6 protein-coding genes are annotated in these 12,988 nt (G+C 68.9%); 5 read left to right on the top strand and 1 reads right to left on the bottom strand.

What is annotated here, in order from left to right:
• Nucleotides 1–96: 96 nt before the first annotated feature.
• On the bottom strand, nucleotides 97–1,461 hold the full coding sequence (locus tag ACFY36_RS32055; protein WP_499749646.1) for a UDP-glucose dehydrogenase family protein: 1,365 nt from the start codon (nucleotides 1,459–1,461) through the stop codon (nucleotides 97–99).
• A gap of 358 nt (nucleotides 1,462–1,819) precedes the next feature.
• Here ACFY36_RS32055 and ACFY36_RS32050 point away from each other — a divergent pair, with 358 nt between their 5' ends.
• The 5 genes from ACFY36_RS32050 to ACFY36_RS32030 all read left to right on the top strand — a co-directional run bounded on the left by ACFY36_RS32050 (nucleotide 1,820) and on the right by ACFY36_RS32030 (nucleotide 12,988).
• Nucleotides 1,820–4,483, top strand: coding sequence for a cellulose binding domain-containing protein (locus ACFY36_RS32050; protein ID WP_499749645.1), 2,664 nt, complete (start codon nucleotides 1,820–1,822; stop codon nucleotides 4,481–4,483).
• A gap of 20 nt (nucleotides 4,484–4,503) precedes the next feature.
• Nucleotides 4,504–7,431 (top strand): glycoside hydrolase family 48 protein, encoded by a 2,928-nt coding sequence (locus ACFY36_RS32045; protein WP_499749644.1) that lies wholly within the window; start codon nucleotides 4,504–4,506, stop codon nucleotides 7,429–7,431.
• A gap of 12 nt (nucleotides 7,432–7,443) precedes the next feature.
• Nucleotides 7,444–8,532, top strand: coding sequence for a lytic polysaccharide monooxygenase auxiliary activity family 9 protein (locus ACFY36_RS32040; protein ID WP_499749643.1), 1,089 nt, complete (start codon nucleotides 7,444–7,446; stop codon nucleotides 8,530–8,532).
• A 245-nt stretch (nucleotides 8,533–8,777) separates the two neighbouring features.
• A complete protein-coding gene (locus tag ACFY36_RS32035; protein ID WP_499749642.1) occupies nucleotides 8,778–10,067 on the top strand; it encodes an SGNH/GDSL hydrolase family protein in 1,290 nt (429 codons plus the stop codon).
• On the top strand, nucleotides 10,064–12,988 hold the full coding sequence (locus ACFY36_RS32030; RefSeq protein WP_499749641.1) for a glycosyl hydrolase 115 family protein: 2,925 nt from the start codon (nucleotides 10,064–10,066) through the stop codon (nucleotides 12,986–12,988). Before ACFY36_RS32035 ends, ACFY36_RS32030 begins: the two co-directional genes overlap by 4 nt.

Below are 12,988 nucleotides of genomic sequence, written 5' to 3'. Positions count from 1 at the left end.
GGGGAGACCCTAGTCGCAAAGAGGCCACCCCGCTCGGTTATCGTCGAATAGACGAGAGCGGGGTGGCCTGTTCGGTTGAGGCGGTGCTGGCTGAGGTCAGCCGGCCATCGACAGGTACTTGAAGCCGAGGCGCGTCATCCGGTCACGGTCGAGCACGTTGCGGCCGTCCAGCACGATCGGCTGGCGCATGAGGCCGACCATCTTGCCCCAGTCGAGTTCGAGGTACTGGGCCCACTTCGTCACCAGCACGACCGCGTCGCAGTCGTCGAAGGCGCCGTCGAGGGTCTCGGCCAGATAGGGCGCCATTTCGGGGTATTCCTTGCGGAACCGCTCGGCCGCGATCGGGTCGTGCAGCCGGACCCGGGCGCCGCGGGCGATCAGCAGGTTGGCGATGTCGAGGGCCGGCGAGTCGCGCAGGTCGTCGGTGTTCGGCTTGAACGCGATGCCGAGCAGGCCGATCTTGCGGCCCTTGAGGATGCGCAGCTCGTCCTGGAGGCGCTCGACGGCGATGGCCCGCTGGCGCTGGTTGATGTCGCGCGCGGCCCGCACGATCGGCATCTCGTAGTTGTACTCGGCGCCGGTGGCGATCAGGGCCTTGGTGTCCTTGCCGAAGCAGGAGCCGCCCCAGCCGACGCCGGGCTCCAGGAAGCGCGAGCCGATGCGCTGGTCGAGGCCGATGCCCCGGGCCACCTCGGTGATGTCGGCGCCGACCTTGCCGGCCAGCTGGCCGATCTCGTTCACGAAGCTGATCTTCAGGGCCAGGAAGGCGTTGGCCGCGTATTTGATGAGCTCGGCCGAGGCGAGGTCGGTCGAGACCAGCGGAACGGCCGTGGTGTCGTCCGGGCGCGGCGCGAAACTGGGCGCGGTGAACGTCTGGTTGATGATCGGGCGGTAAAGCTGGTTGAGCACCTCGAGGCTGCGCGGATTGTCCGAGCCGATGACGATTCGATCCGGAAAGAGCGTGTCGTGGATGGCATTGCCCTCACGCAGGAACTCCGGATTCGACGCGACCGAGAATTCGCACTTCTCGGGCCGGTCGTCACGCAGTGCGAACGAGTCGCGCAGAATGGCGTCGACCCAGTTTCCGCTGCCGATCGGCACCGTCGACTTGTTGACCACGACGGTGAAGTCGTTGTCGAGGTTCTGGGCGACGCTTTCGGCGGCCGAGCGCAGGTACCGCAGGTCGGGCGAGCCGTCGGCGGCCGACGGCGTCTGCACCGCCACGAAGACCACGTCGGCGCCGGGCACACCGTCGGCGTACGACGTCGTGAAGGTCAGGTTTCCCGCGGCCTCGGCAAGCAGGTCCTCCATGCCGGGCTCGTAGATCGGGCAGTGCCCGGCGCGCAGCATGTCGACCTTCTGCTGGTCGAGGTCGACGCAGGTGACCTGGTGGCCCAGGAAGGCAAGACTGACGCCGGTGGTGAGCCCGACATAGCCAGTGCCGACAACGCAAACCTTCATCAAACGCTCCTCCACCGCGGTGGTCCGTCGACCGCCGCTTCCACTGACACAGCGAACGCCACGCCGTCCCCGTAATCAAGGCCAGATGATACACAGCGTAGAAAAACGCCCGGCGAATCCTTGACGTACGGTATTTGGTTCATTCCTAAGAGTCGCCGCGATTCACCGGTCTCAATAGCTTGAGCGGTTTGCCCCGCTAGGTCTGGCGTGTACCCGCCGCCGCCGACTCCAAGCCCGCACGGTGCCCAAGATATGCACGATTGTCAACTACGGGTTTCCAGGTCTTGACAGCCAGATGTCGGCGACCCACGCTTCTGGGAGCGCTCCCACTATGACGTTCATCGATGGAAGGTGTTGGATGAGGCGCTCCACCATCTCGGCCGCCGTCGCCGCGGTCCTGCTCAGTGCCGTGGCGTTGGTCCTCGCCCGGCCCCTGACGGCCACCGCGGCGGCCGTCGATCCGTACAGCTGGAAGAACGTCCGGATCGACGGCGGCGGATTCGTCCCGGCCGTCGTCTTCAACCCGGGCGAGCGGAACCTGATCTACGCGCGCACCGACATCGGCGGCGCCTATCGATGGAACGAAACGGGGCAGAGCTGGACGCCTCTGCTCGACTGGGTGGGCCAGGACAACTGGGGCTACAACGGCGTCGTCAGCATCGCCGGAGACCCGGTCGAGACGAACCGGGTCTACGCCGCTGTCGGGATGTATACCAACAGCTGGGACCCCAACAACGGCGCGATCCTCCGATCCTCCGACAAGGGAAACACCTGGCAGATCACCACATTGCCGTTCAAGAACGGCGGCAACATGCCCGGGCGCGGCATGGGGGAGCGGCTCGCCGTCGACCCGCACCACAACAGCACGGTCTACTACGCCGCCGAAGGTGGCAACGGGCTGTGGCGCAGCACGAACTACGGCGCGACCTGGGCCAAGGTGACCGCCTTCCCGAACGCCGGCAACTACGTGCAGGACCCGAACGACGCCAACGGCTATCTCAACCAGAACCAGGGCCTGACCTGGGTCACCTTCGGCGCCGCGAACCAGATCTACGTCGGCGTGGCCGACAAGCAGAACCCGGTCTACCGCTCGCTCGACAACGGCGTGACCTGGGAACGCGTGCCCGGCCAGCCCACCGGATATATCGCGCACAAGGGCGTCGTGCAGGGCAACTACCTGTTCATCGCGACCAGCGACACCGGCGGCCCGTACGACGGCGGCGCCGGGCAGGTCCAGCGCCTCGACCTCACCACGGGTGCGTGGGCCGACATCTCGCCGACGCCGGCGGCCGACTCGCCGTACTACGGCTATTCCGGCCTCACCGTCGACAAGCAGAAGCCGGGCACGCTGATGGTGGCCACGCAGATCTCCTGGTGGCCCGACGCGATCTTCTTCCGCAGCACCGACAACGGCGCCACCTGGACCCGCATCTGGGACTTCGCCGGTTACCCGTCGGTGACGAAGCGCTACACGATGGACATCTCGGCCAACCCGTGGCTCGACTTCAACACCAATCCGCAACCACCGGAGTCGACACCGAAGCTCGGCTGGATGAACGAGACCCTGGCCATTGATCCCTTCAACTCCAACCGTTTTCTGTACGGCACGGGCGCCACGGTCTACGGCTCGGCCAACCTCACGAACTGGGACGCCGGTTCGGCCATCACGATCAAGCCGATGGCCAAGGGCCTCGAGGAGACCGCCGTCCTCGACCTGGCCAGCCCGCCGTCGGGGGCGCCGCTGGTCAGCGCGCTCGGCGACATCGGCGGCTTCCACCACGCCTCGCTCGACACGGTGCCGGCCAACTTCCACGACACGCCGAGCCTGGGCAGCAACACCAGCCTGGACTTCGCCGAGCTGAGCCCGGCGGTGTTCGCCCGGGTCGGCAACGCCGACGCGGCCCCGCACATCGGCATCTCCAGCGACGGCGGCAAGAACTGGTACCAGGGCCAGGAGCCGTCCGGGGTCACCGGTGGCGGCACCATCGCGGTCGGCGCCGACGCGACGTCGATGGTCTGGTCACCACAGGGCGCGGGCGTGCACTTCAGCACGACGCGGGGCAGCTCCTGGACGGCCTCGGCCGGGCTGCCGGCGGGCGCGATCGTCGAGAGCGACAGGGTCAACCCCAAGACCTTCTACGCGTACGCCGCCGGAGCGTTCTACACGAGCAAGGACGGCGGCGCGACCTTCACCGCGTCGGCGGCCGCCATGCCGTCGAGCGGGCGGCTCCACCTGCACGCCGTGCCGGGCGCGGGCGGCGAGGTCTGGTTCGCCGGCAGTACGGGGTTGCTGCGCTCGACGGACTCGGGGGCGACGTTCACGAAGGTCGCCTCGGTGACGTCGGCCGTCAATGTGGCGTTCGGCAAGGCGGCGCCCGGTTCCGCCAGGCCGGCGGTCTACCTGGTCGGCACGGTCGACGGGGTGACCGGGGTCTTCCGGTCGGACGACACCGGGGCGAGCTGGGTGCGGATCAACGACGACGCCCATCAGTACGGCAACGCCGGTGACGCCCTGGCCGCCGATCCCCATGTGTACGGGCGGGTCTACCTCGGCACCAACGGCCGGGGCATCGTTTATGGCGATAAAACCGGCAATCCGGCGACTCCGACGCCGACGACCCCCGCGCCGACCACGCCGGTCCCGACCACTCCCGTTCCGACGACCCCAGTTCCGACGACCCCAGTTCCGACGACCCCAGTTCCGACCACTCCTGCTCCTGGGGGCTGCTCGGCGACGTACAAGGTGACCGGTCAATGGCAAGGGGGCTTCCAAGGCGAGGTCACCGTCAAGAACACCGGAACCGCCGCCATCACCGGCTGGACCGTCGGCTGGTCCTTCACCGCGGGCCAGACCCTGACCAATGCCTGGAACGCGACCGCCACCCAGAGCGGCACGGCGGTGACCGCCCGCAACGCGAGTTACAACGGCGCCCTCGCCCCCGGCGCCACCACCACCTTCGGCTTCCTCGGCAGCGTGGCCGGAACGAATAACCCCGTCCCCTCACCCATCACCTGCTCCTGAGCAGAAAGGAACTCCCCCACGTGCGAGCACGACAAAGAGTCAGAAGACGCCTGCGCCGCGGGCTGGCCCTCACCGGCGCCGCCGTCCTCGGCGCCGGCGTGGCCCTCTCGGCCGGCACCCCCGCCCTGGCCGCACCCGGCTGCACCGTCGTCTACAAGGTGCAGAGCCAGTGGTCCGGCGGCTTCACCGGCGACATCGCCATCACCAACACCGGTGATCCGCTGACCAGCTGGAAGCTCGAGTACGACTTCCCGGACGCGGCCCAGAAGGTCAGCCAAGGCTGGAACGGTGTCTACGCGCAGAGCGCCCGGCACGTCACCGTGACCAACGCGGCCTGGAACGGCGGCATCGGCACCAACGGCACGGTCAGCACGGGCTTCAACGGCACGTTCGGCTCGGCCAACCCGGTGCCCACCTCGTTCACGCTCAACGGCGCGCCCTGCAACGGGGCCGTCGCCGCGCCGACCGTCGAGATCACCAGCCCGGCCGCGAACACCCGCTACACCGCGCCCGCGTCGATCCCGATCACCGCCACGCCCACGGTGGCGAGCGGCGGCTCCATCAGCAAGGTCGAGTTCTACCACGACGGCCTGCTCATGAACACCGACACGGCGGCCCCGTACACGTACACCTGGTCCGGTGTCCCGGCCCAGGCCGCGGCCTATCACCTGCAGGCCATCGCGTACGACGCCAACGGGGTCAAGAGCAACACGGCCGACGTGCCGGTCTTCGTCGACGCGGCCACCACCCCGGCCATCGTGGCCGACGCCACGTCGGTGACCGTCTCGCCGGGCGGCAGCGCCACGCTGAAGCTGGCCCTGTCCAAGGCGCCCACGGCCAACGTGACCGTCGCGGTCGCCCGCACCGCCGGGGCCACCACGGTGTCGGCCACGCCGGCCTCGCTGACGTTCACGCCGTCGAACTGGAACACCGGCCAGACCGTCACCATCGCCGCCACCAGCGCGGCCGCCCTCGGCGCGACGGCCACGTTCTCGGCCACCGCGAGCGGGCACACCGCCGCCACGGTGAACGCGACAGTGGCCCAGCAGGGCTCGGCCGACGCCCGGTTCACCCAGCTCTACAACGACATCAAGAACCCGTCCAACGGCTACTTCAGCCCCGACGGGGTGCCCTACCACTCGATCGAGACGCTGATCGACGAGGCGCCCGACCACGGCCACGAGACGACGTCCGAGGCGTTCAGCTACTGGTTGTGGCTGGAGGCCGAGCACGGGCACTCGTCGGGTGACTGGGCGCCGTTCAACAGCGCCTGGGCCACGATGGAGAAGTACATCATCCCGTCGCACGCCGACCAGCCGACGAACGCGAACTACAACGCGTCCAAGCCGGCCACCTACGCGGCCGAGTACCCGCTGCCGTCGCAGTACCCGTCGCAGCTCGACCAGAGCGTGTCGGTCGGCACCGACCCGCTGGCGGCCGAGCTCAAGAGCGCGTACGGCACCGACGACATCTACGGCATGCACTGGCTGCTCGACGTCGACAACGTCTACGGCTTCGGCCACTGCGGCGACGGCACGTCGAAGAACGTCTACATCAACACGTTCCAGCGCGGCCCGCAGGAGTCGACGTTCGAGACCGTGCCCCAGCCGTCCTGCGACACCTTCAAGCACGGCGGCCCGAACGGTTACCTCGACCTGTTCACCAAGGACTCCAGCTACGCCAAGCAGTGGAAGTACACCAACGCGCCGGACGCGGACTCGCGCGCGGTGCAGGCGGCGTACTGGGCGTACACCTGGGCCACCGAGCAGGGCAAGCAGTCGCAGATCTCCGCCGCCGTGACCAACGCGGCCAAGATGGGCGACTACCTGCGGTACTCGTTCTACGACAAGTACTTCAAGCAGCCGGGCTGCGCGTCGACCTCGTGCGCCGCGGGCACCGGCAAGAACGCCTCGAACAACCTGATGTCCTGGTACTACGCCTGGGGCGGCGCGACCGACACCAGCGCCGGCTGGGCGTGGCGGATCGGCTCCAGCACCAGCCACTTCGGATATCAGAACCCGATGGCCGCGTACATCCTGTCCAACGTCAGCGCCTTCGCCCCGAAGTCGCCGACGGCCAAGGCGGACTGGCAGGCCAGCCTCAACCGGCAGCTCGAGTTCTACCAGTGGCTGCAGTCGTCGGAGGGCGCGATCGCCGGCGGCGCCACGAACAGCTGGAACGGCAGCTACCAGGCCCGCCCGGCCGGCACGCCGACGTTCTACGGTCTCGCCTACGTCGAGGCGCCGGTCTACGAGGACCCGCCGTCGAACCGCTGGTTCGGCATGCAGACCTGGTCCCTCGAGCGGCTGGCCGAGTACTACTACACGACCGGTGACGCCAAGGCGAAGTCGGTGCTGGACAAGTGGGTGCCGTGGGCGCTGGCCAACAGCACCATCAGCGCCACCGACTTCTCCATCCCGTCCGACATGGCGTGGTCGGGCGCACCGGCCACCTGGAACCCGTCCTCGCCCGCGGCCAACACCAACCTGCACGTCACGGTGACCAGCAAGGGCCAGGACCTGGGCGTGGCGGGCTCGTTCGCCAAGCTGCTGACCTACTACGCCGCCAAGTCGGGCAGCGCCACGGCCAAGACCGCGGCCAAGAACCTGCTCGACGCGATCTGGACCAAGAAGGACAGCAAGGGCGTGTCGGTCACCGAGACCCGCGCCGACTACAACCGCATGGACGACACCTACAACGCGTCCACCGGCCAGGGCATCTACATCCCGCCGGGCTGGAGCGGCACCATGCCCAACGGCGACGCCATCAAGCCCGGTGTGTCCTTCCTGGACATCCGTTCCTTCTACAAGAACGACCCGGATTACCCGAAGGTCGAGGCCTATCTGAACGGCGGCCCGGCGCCGACGTTCAACTACCACCGGTTCTGGGCCCAGGTCGACGTCGCCACAGGCTACGCCGACTTCGCCCGGCTGTTCCCCAACGGCTGATTCGGAGGGACCATGAAGAGATTTCTGATGTACGCCGTAGCCGCGCTCCTCGCAGCGGGCGCCGGCCTCGTGATCACGTCGACCACGGCTCAGGCCCACGGCGCGATCATGGTGCCCGGCAGCCGGACGTGGCTGTGCTACAAGGACGGCAAGGACTCGACCGGTGCCATCAACCCGACCAACGCGGCCTGCGCGGCGGCGGTGGCCCAGAGCGGGACGACGTCGCTCTACAACTGGTTCGCGGTGCTCCGCTCGGACGGGGCGGGCCGGATGTCGGGCTTCATCCCCGACGGCCAGCTCTGCTCCGGTGGCACCGGGGGACCGTACAACTTCACCGGTTTCAATCTCGCTCGTGACGACTGGCCGGTGACGCACCTGACCTCGGGGGCGACGCTCGGCGTGAAGTACAACAACTGGGCCAAGCACCCGGGCACGTTCCGGCTCTACATCACCAAGGACAGCTGGAGCCCGACCCGGGCCCTGGCCTGGAGCGACCTGGAGTCCACGCCGTTCGACACGGTGACCAACCCGCCGGACAACGGCGGGCCGGGCAGCGACGACGGCTACTACTACTGGAACGCGAACCTGCCGTCCGGCAAGAGCGGGCGCCACCTGATCTACTCGGTGTGGCAGCGCTCGGACAGCAACGAGACGTTCTACGGCTGCTCCGACGTCGTCTTCGACGGCGGCAACGGCGAGGTCACCGGCATTCGGGGGAGCGGCACGACGCCGGGCACCCCGACGCCCACCACGCCGGTGCCGACCACACCTGTGCCCACCACCCCCAACCCTGGTGGCGGTTCGGACTGCACCGCGATGTTCAACGTCACGGGCTCGTGGAACGGCGGCTTCCAGGCCGAGGTGATGGTGCACGCCGGCACCGCGGCCATCGGCAAGTGGACGGTCACCTGGACCTGGCCGGGCTCGCAGGGCCTGACCCAGGCCTGGAGCGGCACGGCCACCAGCAGCGGATCGCTGGTGACGGTCAAGAACGCCGCCTGGAACGGCACGGTGGCCGCGGGCAGCCACACGACGTTCGGTCTGATCGGCTCGGGAGCCGCGCCACCGAACGTGAGCAACCTGGCCTGTTCGACGGCCTGACCCTTCCCCCGACCCGGCGGCGGCGCGAGATTCTCGCGTCGCCGCTGGCGTCTGTCCGATCCGAAAGTTCCGACGATTACCGGAAACGATTCAACGCCACATGTGCACCATGATCGGCTCGGGATCTCTTGACGACATAGATGAACGCCTTTACGTTACGAAGGTCGGTTCGATTTGTTTCCGAAACTTTCAGCGCCGTCCCCCTCACGCCTTCGCTGCCGTCCCCGCTGCCGAGAAGGAGCCCCATGCCCACCCGACGCGAACTCCTCGCCCTCACCTCCGGCGCGGCCGTCACCGCCGCCGCGTCCGGACTGGCCGTACCCACCGCGGCCGCCGCCTCCCCGGGCGCCCACGACGACGACTACGACTGGGTCGCCTCGTGGGCGGCCGCACCGACCACCATCCCGCCGTCCCCGCCGCTGGTGCTGGCCGCGCAGACCGTCCGCCACGTCGTCCACCTCAGCGCCGGCGGCGACGAGCTCCGCGTCCGGATCACCAACGAGTTCGGCACCACCCCGCTGCGCGTCGGCGCGGTGCGGGTCGCCCTGCGCGCCGGCACCGGCTCCAGCACGGCGATAGTCCCCGGCACCGACCGCCGGGTCACCTTCGGCAACCGGGCCGAGGCCGTCGTTCCGGCCGGCTCGCCGCTGCTCAGCGACCCGGTCCGGCTGCACGTGAAGCCCGGCGCCGACCTGGCGGTGAGCCTGTTCCTGCCGGCCCGCACCCCGGTCACCACGCTGGCCGCGTTCGCCTTCCAGGACAACGTGATCGCCGACGGGGACGTGACAGCGGCGCGCACGCTCACCCCCGTACAGACGATCGGTCAATATCTGTTCCTCTCCGGCGTGGCCGTCCGTGACCGGGGCTCGGCGATCGTCACCCTCGGCGACTCGATCACCAACGGCGCCAACACCCAGAACAACCTGAACCACCGCTGGCCCGACCTGCTGGCGGCCCGGCTGCGCGCCGCCGGCCTGGAACGGGGCGTGGCGAACGTCGGCATCTCCGGCAACCGCCTGCTGCACGACCCGAACCCGGCCCCCGGCAGCGACGCCGAGACGTTCGCCAACTACTTCGGGCACAGCGGCCTGCGCCGCTTCGACCGCGACGTGGTGGCGCAGCCCGGCGCCCGCCACCTGATCGTGCTGCTGGGCGTGAACGACCTGGGCCACCCGGGCACGGTCGCGCCGGCGTCGGAGGTGGTGACGGCGGACGACCTGATCGCCGGCCACCGGCAGCTGATCGCCCGCGCGCACGCGGCCGGCATCACCGCCATCGGCGCCACGATCCTGCCGTTCAAGGGCGACACGCTGGGCTTCTACTCGGAGGCCAACGAACGCAAACGCGACGTCCTCAACCGCTGGATCCGCTCCGGCGGCGAATACGACGGCGTCATCGACTTCGACCGCGCCATGGGCGACCCGGCCGACCGCCTGCGCCTGAACCCGCTCTACGACAGCGGCGACGGCCTGCATCCCAACGACGCGGGCATGGCCGCGATGGCCGACGCCGTGCCGCTGAGGTGGTTCAAGTGAGGGCGGCGGTGGTGGCGCTCGCCCTGACGGCGACGCTGATCTCCGCCCCCGTGACCTCCGCCGAAGCAACCCCCGCTTCTCCGAACACCACCGGCTACATCGCCACCCAGCCGGGCCCGGGCCGTTTCCCTCTGGTCGCCGGCGGCAAGGCGGCGCCCATCGTGGTGAGCACGGCCGACCATGCCGGTGTCATCCGGGTCGTCGACGATCTCCAGGCGGACATCGAGAAAGTGACAGGCGTGCGGCCCGCCGTCGTGCACGACGCGGCCGCGCGCGATCTCGTGATCGTCGGCACCGTCGGCAAGAGCCCGCTGATCGACCAGATCGTCGCCCGCGGCAAGCTCGACGTCACCTCCATCCGGGGCAAGTGGGAAACCACGATCGAGCAGATCGTCACCGACCCGCTGCCCGGCGTCCGCCGCGCCTTCGTCATCGCCGGCAGCGACCAGCGCGGCACCATCTACGGCGCCTACGACGTCTCCAAGAACATCGGCATCTCGCCCTGGCACTTCTGGGACGACGTGCCCGCCGCCCATTCCGGCGCCCTCTACGTCCTTCCCGGCCGGCACTCCCAGGGCACCCCCAAGGTCAAGTACCGCGGCTTCTTCATCAACGACGAGAACCCCGCCACCGGCACCTGGGCGCCCAGCTTCTTCGGCCCCGGCAAGGCGCCCGGCTACCCGGGTGGCCTCAACGCCGCCTACTTCGAAAAGGTCTTCGAGACCATGCTGCGCACCCGGGCCAACTACCTCTGGCCGGCCGTCTGGGGCCGTGCCTTCGCCGAGGACGACCCGGCCAACCACGCCACCGCCAGCTTCTACGGCGTCGTCATGGGCACCTCCCACGAGGCGCCGATGATGCGCGGCATCGAGGAGTGGAACCGGCACCCCACCGGCACGGGGGAGTGGAGCTTCCGCCGCAACCCCGACGCGATCAAGGCGTACTGGCGGGACGGCGCCGAGCGCATGCGTGACCAGAACATCGAGGGCGTCATCACGCTCGGCATGCGCGGCAACGGCGATGTGTCGCTGCCCGACGGCGACGGCATCGACCTCATGTCCTCCATCATCGACAGCCAGCGGCAGATCCTGCGGGAGACCGGGCTGATCGACCGGCCTCAGGTGCAGACCCTCTACAAGGAGGTGCAGCGCTACTGGGACAACGGCTACCGGCCGCCGGACGACGTGACCGTCGTGTTCTGCGACGACAACTGGGGCAACATGCGCCGGTTGCCGACGACCGAGAAGCGTGCCGGTGGCTACGGGCTGTACTACCACTTCGACTACGTGGGGGACGGGCGCAACTACAAGTGGGCCGACACGGTGAACATCACGAACACCTGGGAGCAACTGCACCGGGCGTACACCTCAGGGGTTGACCGCCTCTGGATGGTCAACGTCGGTGACCTGAAGAACGAGGAGTTGCCGACGCAGTTCTTCCTGGACTACGCCTGGAACCCGGACGCGCTGCCGGTGAGCGCGCTGGGCGAGTGGCACCGGCGTTTCGCGCGGCAGAACTTCGGGCCTTCGCTCGCCCCGGCGATCGCGGATCTGCTCGAGGAGTACGGCCATTTGCAGTCCCGCCGCAAGCCGGAGCTTCTCAACCGGCGCATCTCGACGAACCCGGCGACCGGCGAGGTGACCTACAACGACGAGGCCAGCCCGTTCAGCCGTACCGCCTACGGCGAGATGGACCGGGTGACCGAGGAGTGGCTCGACCTGGCCGCCCGCGCCACGAAACTCCGGCAGCGGGTCCCGGAAGCCTGGCAGGACGCCTTCTACCAGCTGGTCTACTACCAGATCAAAGACACGGCGATTGTGTACGACCTCAGGCGCGCCGAATTCACCAACATCGAGTACGCCGGTCAGGGCCGGGCCGCGACCAATGCCCTGGCCGACCGGGCCGAGGCGCTGTTCGCCGAGGACCAGGCGATGAGCCGCTACTACAACGAGGTGCTGGCCGGCGGGAAGTGGAAGGGCTGGCAGACCCAGCCCAAGATCGGGTACGGCAACGTGGCCCGCTACGGCCCGAACGCGCCCTGGCAGCAGCCGGAGCTGAACAACGTGGCCCTGCCCGACGAGATCTACCCGTACCTCAAGCGCATCGAGGTCCCGGCCGGGTCTTCGCTGGGCGTGCTCCCGGTGCTGCCGTCGTCGCTGAGCCCCTGGGCGTCGGATTCGTCGGGGCATCTGGAGATCTACAACAAGGGCACGACACCTTTCTCGTACGAGGTTCGAGCGTCCGAGCCGTGGGTGAGGGTCACGCCTGACAGAGGCCGTGTCGGTGACGAGGTCCGGGTGGCCGTCCGTGTCGACTGGAAGCGGGCGCCGGCCGGAGTGACGACCGTGCCGGTGACGGTCAGTGGCGCCGGCTCGAGCGTCGTGGTCGACGTCAAGGTCGAGAAGCCGCGGGTCGCTCCGGCCGGGTTCCTCGAGGCCGGCGGCGCCGTCGCGATCGAGGCCGACCATTACAGCCGCAGGACGGGCAAGTGGCAGCTGCTGCCGGACATCGGCCGTACGGGCAACGGGCTCACGCCGCGCTCGGAGAACGCCACGCTGTCGTACACGGTGACCCTGACCGGCGACGCGCCGGCGCGGATCGCGGCCCACCTGTCGCCGCGCAACAGCGTCTACACCCCGGACGGTGTCCGCTACGGCGTCTCGGTCGACGGCGGCCCGGTCCGCATCGTCAACATCACCACGGCCACCGGCGCCAACGACACGACGATGAACCGCCAGTGGGCCCGCAACACCTCGGACAACATCAACATCACGACCACGCTGTACGAGGGACTCGCGCCGGGCAAGCACACGGTCACCTTCCACGCCGTCGATCCGACGGTCGTCCTGCAGCGGATCGTCATCGACACCGGTGGACTCCAGCAGTCGTACCTGGGCCCGCCCGAGAGCCGGAGGTTCTGA

The sequence above is a fragment of the Actinoplanes sp. NPDC000266 genome (assembly GCF_042899005.1).
Classification (GTDB): Bacteria; Actinomycetota; Actinomycetes; order Mycobacteriales; family Micromonosporaceae; genus Actinoplanes.
The sequence above is the reverse complement of the archived record's forward strand: the minus strand, read 5'-3'. Positions and strand labels throughout refer to the sequence as shown.